This window comes from Pontibacter coccineus (assembly GCF_030546575.1).
GTDB classification, from domain to species: Bacteria; Bacteroidota; Bacteroidia; order Cytophagales; family Hymenobacteraceae; genus Pontibacter; species Pontibacter coccineus.
This window is the reverse complement of the sequence record NZ_JAUOTN010000001.1, coordinates 477,970-498,231: the sequence shown is the minus strand read 5'-3', so window position 1 is coordinate 498,231 and position 20,262 is coordinate 477,970. Positions and strand designations below refer to the sequence as shown.

Sequence of the window (20,262 nt, the reverse complement as noted above, 5' to 3'; positions counted from 1 at the left end):
TTTTTTGAGGAAGGCAGACTATTCTACCCGCACCAAAAACTCTTCTTTAATGAATTCGAGGATCTCAGGAGAAAGCGGCTTCGAGAAAAACTCTTTTACTTCTTTGTGGCTGCGGGCGCACTGAATGTCCTTGCGGTCCACGGCAGAGGATAGCATAAACAGGCTACACTTCTGGGTAGCATATTCCGGTAGTTTGCGGTACTCCTCTATAAAATTCCAGCCGTCCATCCCGGGCATGTTGATATCCAGAAAGATCAGGTCAGGAAATTTTTCTCCGGATGGTTCAACGGAGGAGTTCAGAAATTCAAGCGCCTCTTCAGCTCCTTGGAAGCTGAATACCTCTTCGGCGAAGTTCTCATTTCGGATGATGCTTTCGCAAACGAAATTATTCACTTCATCATCATCAATCAAAACTACTCTTTTCAATGTATTCATTACTACAGGGTGTGTCTAAAATAAATATTAAAGGTAGTGCCCACATTCACCTGGCTCTCTACTTCTACTTTGCCGCCAAGCAGCTCAGTCTGGGTTTTGACAAGGTGCAGCCCCAGCCCCCGGCCTTCTCCGTGGGAATGGAATCGCTTGTATAAACCGAAGACTTTTTCTTTCTCTTTGCTCAGATCGATTCCAAGACCATTATCCGAGACGCTGAGACAAATATAGTTAGGAATAGTGAAAGTTTTAAGACGTAGATGCAAATTTCTGTCAGGTGATCGGTATTTCAAAGCATTTGTTATGAGATTGTGCATGATGCTGTGCACATAGCTCCGGACACCCGTTACGACAGGCGCCTCTACAAAGTCACAGTCGAGCCGGATATGCTCAACCAGCAACTCGGTGGGCAGGCTATCATAGACCTCTTTGAACACGTCCTCAAACTTTACTTTCTCCCGCACATTGTTTAGCTCGCTCCGGATCGTGAGGAGATCGTTCAGGTCACGTATCGTCGTGTCGAGGAGTTTCGCAGATTTGAACAGGTTCTCAATCACCCGCGGGTTCATAGGCGAGTCGGGCTTGTGCTTGTTGTAAATGGTGGTGAGGCCCAGTATGTTCGCGATAGGGGCCCGGAGGTTGTGCGACACAATGTAGGCGAATTGCTGCAGGTTCTGGTTTTGCTTCAGCAACTGGTCGGTGAGCTCGTCGCGTTTTCGCTGCGCTTCTTTGTAAGACGTCATATCCGAGGCAGAGCCATCGATGCGGTAAACGAGCCCGTTATCGTCTTTTCTGGGGGAAATGCGGAACATCAGCCACCTGCACTCCGCATCCTTTGTTATGATGCGCATTTCGTAGTGCTGCCGCTCACCCCTTTTCAGGGCCGGCAGAATATGCCGGTCAAGGTAGTCGCGATCTTCCGGGTGCGTGATGGTATACCAGTGGTTGGTCTGGCCCGTAAACTCTTCTTCGGTATACCCTGTCAGTTCGCGGCACTGCGGGCTCACATAGAGCATGGTAAGGGATGAGTCGGCGGAGAAGATCATCTCGGGGATGTTCTCCAATGTAGATTGCAGCAGGTTCTTCGCTCTCAGGGCTTCCTGCTCGGTTCGTTTGCGGTCTGTAATATCCTGAACGGAGCCATGGAACCGAACCAGCTTGCCCTGCTCATCGTATTCCGGTTCTCCAATTTCATAAACCGTACGCTTCTGGCCATCAGGCCGCACAATGGTGTGCTCCACCGATAAAAGACTGTGGTTTTCAGCGGCTTCCTCAATTGCTGCTGTTATGAGTGCTTGCTCCGACTCCGGAACAAAGTGCATGACACTGAGGCGCGACGGAATAAAGGACATCTTGCTGACGCCATAAATATCGTAAACGCTGTCAGACCAGGTAACCAGGTCGTGCTCCATGTTAAGCTCCCAGTTGCCTAGTTGTGCCAGTTGCTGCGCCCGGGCGAGTTGCTCCTCGTTGCGCTTAATGGTCTCCAGGGCTAGTTTGCGTTCCGAGATATTGAGCACGCTCAGGGCAACGGCCAGCACGCTGTTGTCCGGCCCGAGTACAGGGCGGAGGGATATTTCATGCCAGTAATCGCCGTGGCCGTCTTCGCACAAGATCGTTTCGCCATGCATGGCCCGTTTATGCTGCTCCCGGAACTGCTGTCCTTTTTCCTCGCTTACCAGATCCAGAAAGTTCATCCCTGCTTTCAGCTCGGTTATCAGGGCGTTTCGTACGTCTTGCCGCGCCACAGCATTGCACATCATCAGGCGCATTGATTTGTCGAGCAGGTAGATGGCCTGGGGGGAACTGTCGAGCAGAGCCCTCAGGTTTGCCTCACTGGCCATCAGTTTGTCCTGTGCTATGATCTGATCTGTGATATCGATGAGGGTGCCGTTCCAGATCACGTGCCCTGCCTCCTTACAGGTAGGGAGCCCATGGGTCTTTACCCACTTCCACGTTCCTTTTTGTGGCTGCCTGATCCGGAAGCTCACCACCAGGGGAGACAGGTTCTGGTAGGAGTCGCTAATGGCCTGTAGCACCTGCGCGACATCGTCCGGCTCGATGTGTCGGTACAGCGCGGCGGTGCTGCTGTAAACTTCTTCGGGGCTTATGTGGAAAAGGTTCCGGATGCCATCGCTGACGAAAGTGAAGGCGTAATGACTCAGGCTCTTCATCTCCAACTGAAAAACGGCGCCCGGTATACTGGAGCTTATTTCGCGCAGCTGTTTTTCGCTCGTCTGCAGCTTTTCGATCATTTGCAGGCGCTCGTCCACGTTCATGGCAACCACCAGGCGGGGCATACTCTCCCCGATGCGGGGCAGGGCGTGGGAGATCACTTCGACCTCAAATATGCTGCCGTTGCTGCGTTTGTGGCGTCCGCTGCTTTGCTGAGACTCCAGTTTGTCTGCCTGGTCCAGCTTTTTTTTCAGAAGCGGCACATCTTCGTCCGGCCTGATTGCAAATATGGTAAGTGCTAAAAATGCATCTCTGCTGTACCCGTACTCGCGTAAGGCGGCCTCGTTCACTTCCAGAAATTGCATGGTGAGCCGGTCATACACCCACATCGGCAATGGGTTCAGGTCAAAGAGCATCTTGTACTGGATCTGACTGTCGAGCAAAGCTTTTTGTAGTTCCTGCCGTTGCCGGACTTCAGCATCGAGCAATACATTGTCACGCCGAAGCCGCCGGATGACGTTGCGGAGCAGCAGCGGAGCCGTTATGCTGATCAATATTATGATGCCCAGCATAAGCCGGTGGTTGTCTATAAACGAGGAAATGGACTGCGATGCCCGCTCGCCGCTTTGGCTGGTAGCCTGGCGTATGCTCCCGCTCAGCTCTTTCAGATGGTTCTGGTGCTGCAGATACTCTGGTGTGATCACCATGCGGTTGTAGGTGAGCGCCTCCGCTATGTTCCCACTGCGGCTGAGCTGTAATAGACGCTTGACCAAGGTGTCATGCGCAGCTGTCTCGCGCTGGAAGTTACGGAGTATGCGTTTGCGCTGATCATGCTCGATCATGGCCATTAACTGCTCGGTAAGGACCGCACTCTGCGCCTGGGTAGCCCGGATATCCTGCTCGTAATTTTCCTTTTCAGCCGGGCTGTCTGTGGTCAGGTGGAGGAGCACTGCTTTGTGAACGGCATCGTCATTGGCCTGCAGGTCATCTATCAGCTCGAGCTCTTGTAGCGCCAGCGCAACAAAAGCATCGTGGCTAAGTTGCACCTGACGAGCCTGCCAGAACGTGTAGGAGGTAAGGATGAGTAGGGTGACTAATAAACTCGCGAACGCAAACGGCACAAGATAGGTCGTGCGCGATGCTGCATGCAGATGCGTTGGCGGGTTTGTTTTCAGCATAGGTAAGGTATAAGTGCCTCCTGAATGATGCAGCACAGATATTTGGGTAGCGAATTTTGCACCGATTGTTATCAGTGTTTATTCCCGAACATAAACAATTGTGACACTAAAAACAAAATAATTGGCCCCAAAAAATTCCATGCAGCTGATTTACAGGTGGATTTGATATTGCCCAAAGGGTACGGCTATTGAGCAGGCCGCCCGAAATATGTAAACCTTTCCGGGGAAACTGTAACACCAGGAGCCAGCAACGGGCGTACCTTTGTGTAGTTAATTAGGAGATAAACCAGCGACACAGCATGGAAACGATAGATAAAAAAGCCTATAAAAAAGATACTTTCCCGGTAGAGGGGATGACGTGCGCCTCATGTGCTTCGAGCATCGAGAGCATGCTGCGCACGGTGGACGGTGTGCAGGAGGCCAACGTGAACTTCGCCGGCAAGACGGTGCAGGTGGCGTACGCCCCGAACCAGGTGAAGCCCGATCAGCTGCGTGACACCCTGCACGAGATTGGCTTTGAACTTTTGATTGGCCAGCACACGGAGGAGGAGTTGGAAGAGCGTCAGGAAAAGGCGCTGGCGGTGCTCAAGACCAAAACCATCGCGGCAGCGGTACTGGCATTCCCGGTATTTGTGCTGGGTATGTTCTTTCACAATACCTTCAGCTGGGGCAACTGGGCCATGCTGGCCTTTACCACTCCGATTCTGTTCTGGGCCGGACGTCACTTTTTTGTGAACGCCTGGGGCCAGGCCAAGTACCTGCGCGCCAACATGGACACCCTGGTGGCCCTGAGTACAGGTATAGCCTTCGCATTCAGTGTATTTAACACGGTATACCCAGCTTTCTTTTTAAGCCGGGGTCTGGAGCCGCATGTGTACTACGAAGCCGTGGCCGTGATCATTGCCTTTATCCTGCTGGGCAAATACCTGGAAGAGGGCGCCAAGAGCCGAAGCTCGGCAGCCATTAAAAAACTGATGGGACTGCAGCCGAAGACGGTACGCGTATTGCGCGACGGTGTGGAAGCTGAGATCCGGATAGAAGAGGTACGTATAGGAGACGCTGTGTTGCTGTTGCCCGGGGATCGGGTACCGGTGGACGGTGAAGTATTGTTAGGCGGTTCTTATGTGGATGAGAGCATGCTGAGCGGGGAGCCCTTGCCGGTACAAAAACAGGTGGGTGACATGCTGTATGCCGGCACGATCAACCAAAAAGGCAGTTTACAACTCGTGGCCCGCAAAACGGGCGGGGAGACGATGCTGGCCCATATCATCAAAATGGTGCAGGAGGCGCAGGGCAGCAAAGCCCCGGTGCAGAAACTGGTGGATAAAATTGCAGGTATCTTCGTGCCCGTTGTGCTGTTGATCGCGGTCCTGACCTTCGTGGCCTGGGTCGTGTTGGGTGGCGAAGCGTACTTGTCGCAGGCGCTGGTGTCGATGATCTCGGTGCTGGTGATCGCCTGTCCTTGTGCGCTGGGTCTGGCAACGCCTACCGCCATTATGGTGGGTGTGGGCAAGGGTGCTGAAAACGGCATCCTGATCAAAGATGCGCAGAGCCTGGAGGATGCCTACAAAGCAAACGTTATCCTGCTGGACAAGACTGGCACCATCACGCTGGGCAAACCCTCTGTTACGGATGTGGTTTGGGCCGAAGGTGTAGCAGGGCAGGAGCGACTAGAGCAGCTTTTCTATTCCATCGAGGCGAAGTCAGAGCACCCGATCGCGCAGGCCATCTATACCTATTACAAAGAGCAAGGGATAGCAACTGTAGAGCCGGACTACTTCAATAGCGTCACGGGTATGGGGGTGGAAGCATCCTTTGGAGGAGCGAAATTCTTTGCCGGTAACAAAAAGCTGCTGCGCCAGGAAGGTATACAAATTGAAAGTCAGTTGGAGGATGCTGCCCGGCAGTTGCAGGAAAACGCGAAGACGGCCGTATACTTTGCCGATGGGCAAAAGGCGCTGGGCGTTTTCGCGGTGAGTGACCCGATAAAGCCTGCCGCCCTTGAAGGTATAGCCCGAATGAAAGAGGCTGGTCTGGAGGTATATATGCTCACCGGTGACAATGCCCAGACTGCGGCGGCCGTTTCCCGTCAGGTAGGTATCACTCATTACGAAGCCGAACTGTTACCCGGCGACAAGGCCGACTTTGTGAAAAAACTGCAGGAGCAGGGCAAAGTGGTAGCGATGGTGGGAGATGGCATAAACGATGCGCAGGCGCTGGCCACGGCTGACGTCAGTATCGCGATGGGCCACGGTACGGATGTGGCCATGGATGTGGCCGGCATCACGCTGATGCGCTCTGATCTGGTGCAGGTGGCGGCAGCGATCAACCTCTCGCGAGCAACGGTGCGCACGATTCGCCAGAACCTGTTCTGGGCCTTCATCTACAACGTGATCTGTATACCTGTGGCAGCAGGGTTGCTGTTCCCGTTCACCGGCTTCCTGCTTAACCCGATGGTGGCCGGCGCAGCGATGGCCCTTAGTTCAGTATCGGTGGTGAGCAACAGCCTGCGCCTGCGCGGAAAGAAATTGTAAAGAATTATTTTTAATCAGTTTATAAATTATGTTAAATATGAAGACCTATAAATTTAAAACGACCATCAATTGCGGAAGCTGTATCAAAGCTGTAACGCCCCATCTGAACAAACTGGAAGGGGTGCAGGACTGGAAAGTGGATACAGATAACCCGGACAAAATTCTGGAAGTGAACACCGACAGCCTGGATGCGCAAACCATCAAGAGCACAGTAGAAAAAGCCGGTTTTAAGGCAGAGCAGGTATAACCAGAGGTGTTTTAAGGGCCAAGCCAATAGGTTAGGCAACACCCTCTTCTATAAAAGAATGGGCAGGCTGAGCAATCAGTTTGCCCATTTTCCTTGTTGGTAGATTGGTTTCTTTGGGTGCAGCCTTGCTCTGCTTCTGCTGAACAAGGCAAAGGTCAGCATCGTGATACTGGTTAAGACTAAGCCAAGAAACTCGCGTGCTTCCTCTATATTTTTGATATCTCCCCCGCCAATCGCTATTCCCTCCCATTTCGCAGGCCAGAAGAAGACGGCTCCGACCGCATAGGCAACAAAAGCTACTAGAAGAATAGCCTGGTTAATTCGGTTGAAAGACACCAGGAAACTAAAAATGGCCGCTACCAGATAAGTCGCTATCCAGATAGCAGCGTCCGGGTCATTGTATTGCATAGCGGCAAAAACAATGAAAACAATACCCATAAGAGTTGAGAGGATCTGTTTAAAGGCCATAGCTGAGGGAGATAATTACATAACCATACTGTAATAATATGTAAAAGTTTTGTGTTTTTATGGTGATGCTAAAAACAAACGAGCAGCCATTGGCTGCTCGTCAAAATCTCATAAACCTATCCTGATTAAGTTACCAGGCCCATTGCGGGCAGATAACTTTGCTGGCATTTCGAAGTTTGAGGCCCAGCACCACTTCATGGCTGCCCGAGTTGGAACTGCCCAATGGCGAAACGCTGGCATCATAGGAATAGCTCAGGTCCATCAGGTAACTGATGTTAACACCTGCCATCACCGCTAAGGATTCGTTGTGACGGTAAGAGGCCGCTGCCCAAATGCGGTCGCTATACATGGCCTTGAGCGTGGCATCCACCGACACCGGGCTTGGCTGGGCCATTTTCACCATCACCGAAGGTATAAGCGCCAGGTCAGGTGACACGTCCAGCCGGTAGCCGCCAGTCAGGAAGTAATGCTTTTGCAGGCGACCGCTGTTATCGGTCGCGGTGCCGGTAGTCAGGTGTTCGCGTTTGCTGGGCACGAGCTGCGCGCCAGCTATACCTATATAATAGTTGTAAGAGTACAGCCACAACCCCATGTTCAGGTCAAACTTCATCTCGTTGATCCGCCCGTCGTTGATGGCTTTATCATTCGGGTTGATCACACGGACGGCCGAGGGGTCCAAGTTGTACTGGATCAGGCCCGGGGCCACACCGGCAGCCACACGCAGGGTACGGGAGAGGGGCTGGTGGTAAGCATAGCTCACATTAAAGCTGCTGCGCTTAAGCGGACCCGTAGCCGTCGTCATGGCCATGGCCCCCAGCCCATGGTGCGGCCGGATACGACGGTAAGAGGTTGGCTTTTTAGTGGTAGCCTCTTTGGCTGGCGAGCTGTTTCGCTGGGCCGCTGTCACCGGAGTTGGCTCCTTCATCAGCGGCGCATGAATCGTGGCATAGTACGACACAGGTGCCCCCTCCAGTCCGGACCACTGCTGCCGGGTACCGATCTTTACGTCGGCGTAGTCCTCTATACCTGCAATGGCTGGGTTGAGCAGGTAATTGTTGAGGGTATACTGCGAGTACTGCGGCTTCTGCTGCGCCATGGCCTGGGTAGCCAGCAGAAGCACAAATCCTAAAGCTAAAAGTTTGTTCATAGACGGTTATTTAACGATTGTCACACTTCCTGAAAGCGGTTTTTCCTGGTTGTCCAGCTGAATGAGGTAGTAATAAGTGGCGATTGGCAGTTCTTTGCCGTTCTGGCGTCCGTCCCATGGGAGCTTGTAGCCTTCAGAGCTGAACACCACATTGCCCCACTGGTTGAACACCTGCACCTTACAGTTCGGGTACTGCACAATGTTGAGAATCTCCCACACATCGTTTACGCCATCCTGATTCGGCGTAAAGGTGTTCGGCACGTACACCAGTTGCTGCACCGTAATGGTCACCTCGTCCGTGGACACACAGCCGGCTTCGTTGGTCACGGTCACGGTATAGGTCATGGTTTTCTCCGGCTTAGCATAAGGGTTAGCAATGTTCGGGTTGCTCAGGCCCTCAGCCGGTGACCAGCTGTAGGTCGTGCCGCCACTTGCCTGCAGCTGCACGGTTCTGCCCAGCATCAGGGTTTGGTCTATACCTGCATTGGCACTCGGAGCAGGCACGGTTACGGTCACCGGACGGCGCTCACTGGCACACGACGAGGCCACTTCCTGCACATAATAGGTGGTGGTGCTTGTCAGCACAGGCGTTGTGAAGGTGCTCCCAACCAGGATTGGGTTGCCACCTTTTGCCTCGCTGTACCATTCCAGTCTGCCGCCCCTGCCGGAAGCCGTTAGGGTAGCCTTGGTACTGTGGCAGATGGTCTGGCTACTCGCTACCGGCATGTCTGGCAGTGGGGTCACGGTTACTTTTATCGCCTCGCTCACCAGGCGCTCGCACGATTCTGAGGTCACGATTCTCCTGAACCAGCTCGTCTGGGTCAGCGTAGCCGACTGGAAGTCCTTGCCATTGTTGCCGCCGGCTGCCGTTGTATAGCCATTGTCCGGACCGCTGGTGCTGCTTTCCCAGGTATAGGTATAGTTGCCGCTTCCACCCGTTGGCAGGGTGCCTACCAATGAAGATGGAGCAGTGCCATAGCAAATGGTTTGGCTGGTGCTGATGCGGTTGTTGGCCATCGGCGGGCGCACGTTGATGAACACGGCCGCACTGGTGTCTGGCTTAGGTCCTGAAAGCACCACACGGCGGAACCAGGTAGACTGCGTGAGCGCTGCCGGGCTGTAATCTTTGCCGGTGCTCTGGCCGGTAGCCGTCATAAAGCCTGTTTTGGCGCCTTTCGTGCTGGCCAGCCACAGGTATAGGAACTCCCCATCGCCACCCACTGGCACCGAGCCGTTGAGGGCAACCGGTTTATTGCCTGCACAGATCACCTGGTCGCTGTAGATGTTGTTGTTTGTTACGCCTTTGTGAACTTCGATCAGTACCGGATCGGATGTCGTCTCACAACCGCCCGATAATACACGACGGCGGAACCAGGTCGATTCATGCAGCGCCTCCGGGGTATAGTGGCGGCCATTGTTGATGCCTGCTGCTGGCTGGTATCCGCCCTGCTGGCTGTAGCTGCTCTCCCACAGGTAGGTATAGGTGCCCGCTCCGGCGCCTCCACTTGGGTTGGTACCGGAAAGCGGCGCCGGTGTCTGACCCCGGAAGATGCTCTGGTTCAGACCGATCGTGTTGTTGCTAATGACAGGCGAAACCGTAATGGTTACCACATTCGACACCTGCTGGCACGGACCCGACTCCACCACACGGCGGAAAGACGTGGTCGTGGTCAGGATGCCTACTGTCAGATCAGCTGATGCGCTGTTGTTCACTTTGCGGAACACGCCGTCATTGCCTGCCGCCTCCCAGTAGAAGGTATAGCTGCCGGTGCCGCCGCTTGGCTGTGAACCAGTCAACTTAGCCGGAGCTGTGCCTGTACAGATCACCTGGTCTCCAGAGATCGTGTTGTTTGCGATCACTGCGTTCACCAGGATGCGCACTTCCGCGGATGTATGAAAGCACTCACCAGCCACCACCTTGCGGCGAAACCAGGTCGTCTCTGACAGTTGACCTGGCTGGTAGTTCATGCTGGTGTTGGTGCCTGTGGCAGGTGCGAATTCAGTTTTTTCGGTGCGGCTTTCCCACAGGTACGCCGGTTGCTCGTTGCCACCAGTTGGGCGGGTGCCTTTCAGTTCGCCAGGCGTATCGCCCGCGCACACCGCATGCGATTGCGTGGTGATGGTGTTGTTCGCGATCACCGGCTGCACCACAATCTGCAGAACCGGGCTCAGTGACTGCTGGCAAGGAGCCGAGAAGACCACTCTTCTGTACCACATGCGCTCGGTCAGTGGGGCAGGGGCTTGATAGTCCGGCTGGTTATTGGTGCCGGCGGCGGCCGTGAAGTGCTGGCCGTTGCGGCTGCTTTCCCACAGGTAGGTATAGGTGCCATTGCCACCGGCTGGTGCGGCGCCTTTCAGTGTTTGCAGGACGTCGCCCGAGCAGATGGTGCCCTTCTCAACAGTAATGGTGTTGTTGCTGATCGCCGGCAGTACGTTCACTTTCACGGCAGCGCTGGTATGCGCCTCGCACGGACCTGAAAGCACGACCCTTCTGTACCAGGTCGTTTTCTCCAGCGCCTCGGGCTGGTAAGAGGCTGCCTGGGCACCCGTTATCGGGCTGAAGCCAGCATCAGGACCTTGTTCACTTCGCTCCCAGCGGTAGGTATAGCTGCCGTTGCCGCCGGTTGGGGCGGTGCCTGTCAGCACCTCCGGACGCTGCCCGGCACAGATTGGGGCAGTCAGGGCGATCAAGCTATTGCTGTCGATGCGCTTGTTGACCGTCACCGTGACGGGGCGACGCTCGCTGCTGCCGCAACCGTTCACATTCACCGCCTCCACAAAAAAGGTGGTTGTTTGGTGCAGTTCTTTTGTCTCAAAGCTGTAGCCTTCGAACAGTTGGTCCTGCGCGGTTGCGTTGGCGTACCAGCGGAAGGTGTTGGTGGTATGGCTGTTCACGGTCAGGGTGGCCGAGCTGCCCTCGCAAACCGTAACGGGGGCTACTTCCGGCGCTGCCGGCAGGCCTACAACCGTTACCTCCACTACCGCGGAGTTGCTGATGCACTCGCCTGATACCACTTCGCGCATATACCAGGTGGTTTGCGTAAGGGCAGCCGGGCTGGTGTAGTTCTGGCTGGTGTGCTGACCAGGAGCCGGGCTAAACGTAGCATTCGGTCCGATGGTGCTGTAAAGCCAGCGGTAGGTATAGGTACCGTTTCCGCCCGAAGGCTGTGCGCCTGTGAGCGTGGCGGCGGCAGTGCCTTCGCAGATAACCGGCTGGCCAGCGATCTGGATGGTATTCGCTGCGATGGCTGGCTGCACCAGTAGCTGGATCTCGTTGCTGGAGTTTTCACCGCAAGGGCCGCCTGCCACCACGCGGCGGTAGAACATGGTTTTGTCATTGATCTGTGGCGTATAGTTCAGACCGGTGTTCGTGCCGAGGGCAGGCACAAAGGTGCCTTCTTCGGTGCGCATCTCCCAGCGGTAAGTTTTCTGAGCGGTACCACCCTGCGGCATGCTGCCGATGATAACAGACGGTGTGCTGCCGCTGCAGATGGTGTTCTGTTGCACCGAGACGAAGTTCATGGTGATTGGCTTCACGACGGTCACCTTCACGGCTTCGCTGATATGCTCCTGGCAAGTGCCGGATGTTACTTTGCGACGGAAAAAGGTCGTTTCGTTCAGCACACCCGGATTGTAATGTTGTGCACGGTTGCTGCCATTAGCCGCTTTAAAGCTGCCATTGGTGCCTGTCGTGCTGGACTCCCAGGTATAGGTATAGCTGCCTGTGCCGCCTTTCGGCTCGGTGCCTATCAGCGAAGGGGCTTCTGCGCCTTCACACATGGGAGCGATGGCAGTAACCGAGTTCTGCTCTATAATAGGTGTAACTGTAACGGCGATGGGAGCAGAGGTATGGGAACAACCCGCTGACATTACCGTTCTTCTAAACCAGGTAGTGCGGTTGAGTGTGCCTGGCTGAAGCGTGGCACTGCTGGCGCCGGCCAGCACCTCAAATCCGCCGTCAGCGCTGGTGACGCTGGCTTCCCAGCGGTAGGTATAGCTGCCGTTGCCGCCCGTTGGGGCGGTGCCTGTGAGCAGGGTAGGCGACTGCCCGGCACAGATCACAGCCATATCCTTCAGCGTGTTGCGGTCGAGCGCAGGCAAGATGGTGACAATTGCCGCTACCAAAGGGCTGTAGCAGCCGTTGGTAACACCGCGCACATAAAAGGTGCTGGTACCCTCGGGCAGGTTGGGGGCTGTGAAGGTTCTGCCGGTTTCCAGTTGCTGCGTAGCCGCTGCATCCGCGAACCATTCGTAGGCGCCCGCATTGCCCTCTGCGATCAGGGTGGCGTTGCTGCCGGCGCCGCAAAGCGTAACAGGGGCTACCACAGGAGCGGGTGTGGCCGGGTATACCTCCACCTTTACGGGAGTGCGCACACTCGCGCAACCGCCTTCTACTGTAGTTTGAGCATAGAATATTGTTGTCTTGTCAAGTGCGGCCGTTTGGAAAGCGGTTCCTTCGTGCAGCAGATTGCCGCCTGTTGGCTGGTCGAACCACTGCACGCTGCCTGCCGCCTGCAGTACTCGTAGCAATGCGCTACTGCCCGGGCAAAGAGTTGCCACCGGCTGCGCGGTTGGGGCGGCGGGCAGGTCGTTCACCGTTACGGTGAGTGTTTCAGAAACCTCACAAACTCCCGCGCGGTGGGTATAGGTCAGGGTATAGGCGCCAACAGCAGCGGGGTTGAACCGGCCATCAGCTGATACATACTCGGAGCCGCTCCAGGTGCCGCCTTCGTGCGAGGCCTGCAACTGCATGATGCCGCTGTTGAGGCAGACCACTTCCTTCGGAGCGCTCAGTTCGAGTGCAGGTATTGCGTCGATTGTAATTTGCTGCACGGCTGCCTCTGAGTCCCCGCATTCGTTGGTGGCTGTTACTTTCACGTTGTACGTGCCTGGCTCAGCAAAACGGATGATTGGATGGGCTATACCTGCGTGAGTGCCTTCTTCAAAAGTTATACCCGCAGGGCCGTTCACTTCCCAGCGGTAGGCACTGATGGTGCCGGACTGGGCATTGTACTGTGGTCTGTGCGCGGCATTGCTCTCAGAGAATGCAATGGTTTGCGGACCGCAGTAGGTCTGGGACGTGGGCAGTGTAGCCAACGGCTTGTGGATGACCACAATATTGGTTTCCTGCTTGCTCTCGGCAGAACAGAAGCTGCTGGCCAGCAGGGATACGGTATAGGTGCCAGACTTATCAAAACTAAACACCGGATTCTCGGAATTAGCATTCGTGCCCTCGGCAAAGCTCCAGCCTTCTGCTGCCGAAACCGCCCAGGTATACTTCAGGTCAGCACCGGTAGAGTTGTTCTGGGCTCTGAAGATGGTAGGAGCACATACACCGCCGTCCGGTGTCAGGTCGAAAGCGGCTTTGGGAACATCGTTCACCACGATCATCTGCTCCATTACCGTTGGCAAACAGGTCGAATTCGGATCAAGCGGGTAGGCGGTGAGGCGGACCATGTACTCGCCCAATTCGTTGAACACCACGTTCGGCGACAGCGTCGTGCCATTTCCTGACGAGAATTTCCAGCCGGTTGCCGGGAAAATTTCCCATTGCACACGGTAGCGGTCGGTTCTTGCTGAGGCATCGTAGCCATTCTTGGTCTTGTCCTGAAAGCGGACAGGCTCGTTCAGGCACACATTGCCGATGGCAAAATCAGCAATAGGGCCTTTGGAGATGCGGATGCCGGTGAACGTGGCGATCGACACGTTACACTGGTTGGTAGCGGTGCCTTTCAAGGTGAAGCCGTTGGGTTTGTCTTTGGAAGACTCCAGGAACTCGTGACGCAGGATGCGGTCGGCGGGCAGCTCGTTGTGCTTGAAAACATAGGCTGGCGTGCCGTCGTCGAACTGGAAGGTATAGACGGTGTGCGGGGAGTTGCCCTCCACGCCCGTGATCCGGAAGCCGTAGGATACCGGCGCGCAATCGATGTTGTTGCCGTCGCTGGTGATACCCAGGCCGGGGTTGCTGCCGATAAAGAGCTTTTCGGTGAAGGTGCCCTCGCAGCCGCTGGCGTCGGTGGCCGTTACGGTAATGGTGTAAAGGCCGGCGGCGGTGTAGGTGTGGCTGGTTCGCTCAAAATCAGCACCGAGGCTACTGTTTTTGCCATCGCCCCAGTTAATGCTATAGCCCGTGTTAGTGGCCGCTGTTTTAGACGTATTCTCTACTTCCAGCTTAAAGGAATTGGCGCTGCCGGTATAGCTGCAATAAGTAAAGTCATACAGCGGGTCTTTGATGGTGGCGTCGGGCCGGGCACTGATTAGAACCGGCGCAGAAGTGGCTGTGCAGCCGCTCTCGGTAGTGGTAGTGACTGTGTAAGTGTCTGCTGTTGTGACGGTAATGCGCTGGGTTGTAGCGCCATTCGACCATTTATAACTGGCAGCCTGCGTGGCAGTAAGGGTGGTTTCACTCGCAGCGCAAAGTGAAGAGGAGCCCGAAATAGTTATAATAGGAGTGCAACTTTGTGCTAGGGTTTTTGGACCAAAACACAGCACATAAAGTAGGGTGAGCACTACAATAGCGAGGCTCTTTTGTACCGGTTGCATAAAGGGGTCTGTATAAATTTGCTATAGATGACTGCTTTTATATAAAATGGCTATGGCCGGAAAATTCAATTCAGTCGCAGGGATAACTAAGGAGCAAAAGCAGCTCTTGCGACGCTTGCCTATGTCATACAGTTAGTTACTAAGGTGTTAGAAAAATGAATTTCAAAGCCTTAAAACTTTTATCACCTTTGGCCGAACATTTTCATGGTCTGTCCGTATTGTGCAAAATGTTTTTTGAAGTTACTTGGTTCAAATAATTGTAAATTTTTTATGAACCGGGATTTTGAGCTTAGGAAGGTATGCAGCATTTGCTCTGCTGTTTCTACCCTGAATGCCCGCCAGAACCAGCTTTTATATGAATTCCCGCCAATCGCCATACCTTTCAGCAAGCTAATCAGGTAAGTTTTTGTATTATTTTTATATGATATTAAACACCGTTTGGGTGTGTGTTCACCATATATTCTAGCCCGCGTTCCAATAAGTCTAATCCACTTTTAACATCGAAGATCTTGTCTAGTCTCCCTTTTAAAGTTTGTGGGTGATTGCAAATATTTTTTTTATAGAATAAATAAGCTTCTGAATGTAACCTTGGGTAAAACAGCGGACAAAAAGAAGGTAATTATAGAAATAGTTATATAATAAAGACATAAGTTATTATTTTAACCTATATGTATTTAAAAATATAAATATGCTAATATTAACGCTTTGAATTTTATTCCCGATTTAGCGATAAATTAATAAACCTTAATATAAATGCAGTCGTATTTCAGTCTAAATTCTGGTTGTCAACTCAAGGCCAAATCGGATCTGGCAAATGAAGACCAAAAACAGAAATAAAACTTAAAGTATAAAAGTGAATACAGACATTAAGACTGTCATTGCTCCCGGAGCAAGGTGGGGATTGACAAAGTGATTGAAGGCGAGAGGCGTTAGAAGGTCAATTTAGGAAAAAAGGGAATTATGATTCAATAAGTACAATTACAGGTTATGCACAAATACAGACACTATAATAGTTTTAATAGAATAATCTTATTAATACTAGACATCACATTGATAGCTTTCGCTTTTAAGCTTTCAAACCTTTTCAGATACGGCGATCTGGAGCTCACCCACCAATACAGTATCTTCTTCGTGCTTTTCGCACTTGTGTGGTGGATCGTATCAGGGTTCAAGAACTTCGTTTTCAGAGTCGACGGTTTTCTGCCAGTAGGCAGAAAGACAGGTAACCTGTTGAATGCCTTTACAATACATGCTGTGATCCTGACCAGCTGTATCGTAATCTTCAACCTGGAGCATCTGTCCCGCCTGTTGCTTCTGTACACCTACCTGTTCACAGCACTGCTGATCGGTGTTAGCCGTGTGGTCCTTTTCCTGGCCCAGCGCTATTTCTCGAAATCAGATATGGCTTACAGCCGCTACGTGATCGTAGGGATGGGACCTGCCGCTATCAACCTGCACCAGACCTTCAGCAACGACGAGGCCCCAGGGCGTAAGTTCATGGGCTTCTTTTCAGACAAGGCTGACGAACTGAGCAAGCACAGCAGCATGGTAAAGGGTAATGTGTCTGACCTGCAGGAGTTTTGCCTCCAGAACAACATCGACGAGGTATACTATACCTTGCCCGTAAATGACAAAGAGCACATCGACGAGCTGACAGAGTTCGCTGACGAGAACTTCATCTACTTCCGCATTGTGCCAGATTTCAGCGCCATTGTGCAGCGTGAAGTGAACATGTACTTCTACCAGAACATCCCGATGATCAGTGTGCGCAAAGAGCCACTGGAGCAAGTGACCAACCGTGTTGCGAAGCGCGTATTTGACATTGCCTTCTCTTCTGCCGTTATCCTGCTTCTGTTCCCGATCGTGATGCCGATCATCGCACTGGCTATCAAAATCAGCTCACCAGGACCGATCTTCTTCAAGCAGCTGCGCCCTGGTAAAAAGAACCGCCTGTTTGTGTGCTACAAGTTCAGAACCATGCGTGTAAACAACAACACAGAGTTGCAGGCCACCAAAGATGACCCGCGTGTAACGAGAGTGGGCGCCTTCCTGCGCAAGACGAACCTGGACGAACTGCCACAGTTTTTCAACGTACTGCTAGGCGATATGTCCGTAGTAGGACCTCGTCCGAACCTGGTGTCGCAGCTGGATCACTACTCTAAAGTGATCAATAAGTACAAGATGCGTCACTTCGTAACACCGGGCATCACGGGATATGCACAGGTGAGCGGCTACCGCGGCGAAACCAAAGAAGTGCACCTGATGGAGAAACGTGTGGAGTACGATGTGAAATACATGGAGAACTGGAGCTTCATGATGGACATGAAAATCATTTTCCTGACCGTGTGGAACATGGTGAGAGGCGAGAAAAATGCATACTAACGATATAATGGAACCAAGCACCCTACGCAGAACGGCAGCACCCCTGCAGCAGAAGCGTCGCTTACTGAATTCCTACATTACCACGGGTCGCTTCGACGAATTTGTGGAGCAGGTCTTCTGGATGACCGATAACCGGGACTCCTCTTATGTGTGCTTTGCCAATGTGCACATGCTTGTAGAGGCCTCGCAGGACCCAAGCTTTAACCGAATACTCAACGAGGCAGATGTGGCCTCACCGGACGGTGGTCCTTTGTCGAAGCTGATGAAGCTGAAGTATGGCCACCAGCAGGACCGCGTGCCAGGTATGGACCTGATGCCGCGCCTGATCGAGGAGGCCGCTGCCAGAGGCAAGTCGGTTTTCTTCTTCGGCTCAACGGATGATGTGCTGGAGGCTGTGGTCGCTACTGCGAAGGCAAAGCACCCATCGATAAAAATTGCCGGACACTATTCGCCGCCTTTCCGTCAACTGACCGAGGCTGAGGATCAGTCGATCGTGGATATGATCAATGACGCCGGGGCTGACCTGGTGTTTGTAGCCTTGGGTTGCCCGAAGCAGGAGCGCTGGATGGCCGAGCACAAGGGCCGCGTGAAAGCGTGTATGCTGGGCGTTGGCCAGGCTTACATGACGTATGCCGGACTGGAGAAGCGACTGCCGAAGTGGGCGCGTGACCTGTCGCTGGAGTGGACGTACCGGCTGTACCAGGAACCGAAGCGACTCTGGAAGCGCTACCTGGTCACCAACAGCACGTTCGTATACCTGACGCTGAAGGACATGCTCTGGCCTAAAGATAGACATAGCAAGGCCACCACCGTTACGGTAGGCTAGTCAACAAAAAATGCGCTGTGCAGGTATAGAAGCCCGCAGCGCATTTTTTTCATCCGATCTTTTCGATTTTCAGAAAAGCGCTTTTCAAAGGATAGTCGGCCAGGACTCAACCTATCTGCCAAATACAGGTATAAGAACGGGTGGTTACTGGCTGAGGCGTGTTATAACATGCGGAGTCCTGACAATCAGGTCGCTAATTTGCTTCCTTCAGAAAATCTGCAATATCAAAATCAAAATATAGTAATTGTCGTATAGATGACAGATTTAAATAGAAATTCAACCCAAACCCTTAGAAATTAATGAAAGCTGTAATACTGGCAGGCGGATACGGAACCCGCATCAGTGAGGAGAGTGGCATCAGGCCGAAGCCCATGGTGGAGATCGGCGGAAAACCAATCCTCTGGCATATCATGAAAATATACTCTGCCCACGGCATCAACGACTTTGTGATCTGCTGCGGCTACAAAGGTCACATGATCAAAGAGTATTTCGCCAACTACTTCCTCTATAACTCCGACGTGACCTTCGACATGAACAACAACAGCATGGAGGTGCACCAAAACAAAACAGAATCGTGGAAGGTGACGCTGGTTGACACCGGTGAAGGTACTTTGACAGGCGGCCGTCTGAAGCGCGTGCGTGACTACATTGGCGATGAAACCTTCTGCCTAACCTATGGTGACGGCGTGAGCGACGTCGATATCAGCGCTTCCATTGCCTTCCACCGACAGCAGGGCACCAAGGCGACACTCACCGCCGTGCAGCAGCCGGGTCGTTTCGGCGTTTTTACGCTTTCCGGAGAAGACACGCATGTGCGCCACTTCCAGGAAAAACCCGAAGGCGGCGAACAACCATGGATCAACGGCGGCTTCTTTGTGCTGGAACCTTCTGTGATTGACTACATCGACGGCGACCACACCACCTGGGAGCGCGAACCGATGGAGCGACTGGCTCGCGAAGGGGAGATGTCGGCCTTTAAGCACACTGGCTTCTGGCAACCCATGGACACCCTGCGCGACAAGAACTACCTGGAGGAATTAATTCAGGCTGGCAATGCGCCATGGTACAATGTAATTAAAAACCAACCCGTAAATGCCTAAAGGGCGCCAGGTATACCGGAATGTTTGCGCCTGCGTATAACATATCCTATACCTGACCTTTTAGCGAAACATAAGCTGATGAAGAGAGAATTTCTGCAGCAAACCTATCAAAACAAAAAAATATTTCTGACGGGCCACACCGGCTTCAAAGGCTCCTGGATGCTGCAAATGCTACATTCGCTGGGCGCTGAGGTAATGGGCTACGCCTTGGCCCCTGATACCGACGAAGACCTGTACCACCTGATGGACGGCGACAGCCTATGCGACTCGGTGATTGCCGACATTCGTGACAAGGAGGCTGTGGAGGAAGCCGTGCTGCGTTTTCAGCCGGACTTTGTATTCCACCTGGCCGCGCAACCGCTGGTGCGCCTGTCCTACGAGTTTCCGTCAGAAACCTTCGCCGTGAATGCCATCGGCACAGCCCATGTGTTGGATGCCGTCCGTTTACTCGAAAAGCCTTGCACGGTGGTATTGATCACGACCGACAAGGTATACGAGAACAAGGAATGGGTATACCCGTACCGCGAAAGCGACCAGTTGGGTGGTTACGACCCGTACAGCGCCAGCAAGGCCTGTGCGGAGCTGGTGATTTCATCCTATAACCGCTCGTTCTTCCATCCGGAGGCCTACGACAAGCACCAGAAAGCGATTGCCAGCGCCCGTGCCGGTAACGTGATCGGGGGTGGCGACTGGGCCAAAGACCGCATTATACCGGACATTGTGCGGGCACTGCGGGTAGGGGAGCCGGTAACGGTGCGCAACCCGAATGCGGTGCGTCCGTGGCAGCACGTATTGGAGCCGCTGGGCGGTTACCTGTTGCTGGGCGCTAAAATGGCGCAAGATCCGAGAGCCTTTGGCGGCGCCTGGAACTTCGGTCCGCAAGCCGGCGACAACAGCCCGGTGGAGGATCTGGTGCAAAAAGCGCTGCAGGTATGGGGCTCAGGCAGCTACGATAAACCGGAGCTCAAGAACCAGCCACACGAAGCCGGATTACTCAAACTGGACATCAGCAAAGCGCTGGTAGAACTGGGCTGGACGCCGAAGTACAACTCGGCGCAGGCCATCGAGCGCACCATCGGTTGGTATAAGACCTACCACGAAGCTATAACCGACATCAAAGAATTCACGCTAGGCCAGATTGCGGAATACCTCGAGGACGAGCAACCTGTATACCTGCCTTCCTAATCTGAACGACAGACACCTGCAAGGCAACCCTTTGCAGGTGTTTTC

11 protein-coding genes are annotated in these 20,262 nt (G+C 53.5%); 6 read left to right on the top strand and 5 right to left on the bottom strand.

Annotated elements, in window-relative coordinates; genetic code table 11:
• Positions 1-18: 18 nt before the first annotated feature.
• The gene (locus Q4E40_RS02120; RefSeq protein WP_303409752.1) at positions 19-435 is read right to left on the bottom strand and encodes a response regulator; all 417 of its coding nucleotides are present in this window, start codon (positions 433-435) and stop codon (positions 19-21) included.
• 2 nt (positions 436-437) lie between these two features.
• Positions 438-3,785 (bottom strand): PAS domain S-box protein, encoded by a 3,348-nt coding sequence (locus Q4E40_RS02115; RefSeq protein ID WP_303409751.1) that lies wholly within the window; start codon positions 3,783-3,785, stop codon positions 438-440.
• A 299-nt stretch (positions 3,786-4,084) separates the two neighbouring features.
• Between Q4E40_RS02115 and Q4E40_RS02110 the strand changes: the two genes are divergently transcribed.
• Entirely contained in the window at positions 4,085-6,319 is a 2,235-nt protein-coding gene (locus Q4E40_RS02110; protein WP_303409750.1) for a heavy metal translocating P-type ATPase, read from the top strand.
• A 37-nt stretch (positions 6,320-6,356) separates the two neighbouring features.
• Entirely contained in the window at positions 6,357-6,566 is a 210-nt protein-coding gene (locus Q4E40_RS02105) for a heavy-metal-associated domain-containing protein (RefSeq protein ID WP_220624961.1), read from the top strand.
• A 75-nt stretch (positions 6,567-6,641) separates the two neighbouring features.
• On the opposite strand, the gene Q4E40_RS02100 is transcribed toward Q4E40_RS02105, so the two are convergent.
• The 3 genes from Q4E40_RS02100 to Q4E40_RS02090 all read right to left on the bottom strand — a co-directional run bounded on the left by Q4E40_RS02100 (position 6,642) and on the right by Q4E40_RS02090 (position 14,724).
• A complete protein-coding gene (locus tag Q4E40_RS02100; protein ID WP_303409749.1) occupies positions 6,642-7,034 on the bottom strand; it encodes a transmembrane 220 family protein in 393 nt (130 codons plus the stop codon).
• Between the two features lie 130 nt (positions 7,035-7,164).
• The gene (locus Q4E40_RS02095; RefSeq protein WP_303409748.1) at positions 7,165-8,181 is read right to left on the bottom strand and encodes a PorP/SprF family type IX secretion system membrane protein; all 1,017 of its coding nucleotides are present in this window, start codon (positions 8,179-8,181) and stop codon (positions 7,165-7,167) included.
• A 6-nt stretch (positions 8,182-8,187) separates the two neighbouring features.
• On the bottom strand, positions 8,188-14,724 hold the full coding sequence (locus Q4E40_RS02090) for an Ig-like domain-containing protein (protein ID WP_303409747.1): 6,537 nt from the start codon (positions 14,722-14,724) through the stop codon (positions 8,188-8,190).
• A gap of 1,050 nt (positions 14,725-15,774) precedes the next feature.
• Here Q4E40_RS02090 and Q4E40_RS02085 point away from each other — a divergent pair.
• The 4 genes from Q4E40_RS02085 (at position 15,775) to rfbG (ending at position 20,217) form a co-directional block, all read left to right on the top strand.
• On the top strand, positions 15,775-17,106 hold the full coding sequence (locus tag Q4E40_RS02085) for an undecaprenyl-phosphate glucose phosphotransferase (protein WP_303409746.1): 1,332 nt from the start codon (positions 15,775-15,777) through the stop codon (positions 17,104-17,106).
• Between the two features lie 7 nt (positions 17,107-17,113).
• The gene (locus tag Q4E40_RS02080; protein ID WP_303409745.1) at positions 17,114-17,932 is read left to right on the top strand and encodes a WecB/TagA/CpsF family glycosyltransferase; all 819 of its coding nucleotides are present in this window, start codon (positions 17,114-17,116) and stop codon (positions 17,930-17,932) included.
• Between the two features lie 299 nt (positions 17,933-18,231).
• Positions 18,232-19,032 (top strand): glucose-1-phosphate cytidylyltransferase, encoded by an 801-nt coding sequence (gene rfbF, locus Q4E40_RS02075; protein WP_253405432.1) that lies wholly within the window; start codon positions 18,232-18,234, stop codon positions 19,030-19,032.
• Between the two features lie 78 nt (positions 19,033-19,110).
• On the top strand, positions 19,111-20,217 hold the full coding sequence (rfbG, locus tag Q4E40_RS02070) for a CDP-glucose 4,6-dehydratase (RefSeq protein ID WP_303409744.1): 1,107 nt from the start codon (positions 19,111-19,113) through the stop codon (positions 20,215-20,217).
• The last annotated feature ends 45 nt before the right edge of the window (positions 20,218-20,262 follow it).

What these genes read in the sequence shown, in the direction of transcription:
- Q4E40_RS02100 (WP_303409749.1), bottom strand. Translation starts at nt 7,034, where the DNA reads ATGGCCTTTAAACAGATCCTCTCAACTCTTATGGGTATTGTTTTCATT.
- Q4E40_RS02110 (WP_303409750.1), top strand. Translation starts at nt 4,085, where the DNA reads ATGGAAACGATAGATAAAAAAGCCTATAAAAAAGATACTTTCCCGGTA.
- Q4E40_RS02095 (WP_303409748.1), bottom strand. Translation starts at nt 8,181, where the DNA reads ATGAACAAACTTTTAGCTTTAGGATTTGTGCTTCTGCTGGCTACCCAG.
- Q4E40_RS02115 (WP_303409751.1), bottom strand. Translation starts at nt 3,785, where the DNA reads ATGCTGAAAACAAACCCGCCAACGCATCTGCATGCAGCATCGCGCACG.
- rfbF (WP_253405432.1), top strand. Translation starts at nt 18,232, where the DNA reads ATGAAAGCTGTAATACTGGCAGGCGGATACGGAACCCGCATCAGTGAG.
- Q4E40_RS02105 (WP_220624961.1), top strand. Translation starts at nt 6,357, where the DNA reads ATGAAGACCTATAAATTTAAAACGACCATCAATTGCGGAAGCTGTATC.
- rfbG (WP_303409744.1), top strand. Translation starts at nt 19,111, where the DNA reads ATGAAGAGAGAATTTCTGCAGCAAACCTATCAAAACAAAAAAATATTT.
- Q4E40_RS02080 (WP_303409745.1), top strand. Translation starts at nt 17,114, where the DNA reads ATGGAACCAAGCACCCTACGCAGAACGGCAGCACCCCTGCAGCAGAAG.
- Q4E40_RS02120 (WP_303409752.1), bottom strand. Translation starts at nt 435, where the DNA reads ATGAATACATTGAAAAGAGTAGTTTTGATTGATGATGATGAAGTGAAT.
- Q4E40_RS02090 (WP_303409747.1), bottom strand. Translation starts at nt 14,724, where the DNA reads ATGCAACCGGTACAAAAGAGCCTCGCTATTGTAGTGCTCACCCTACTT.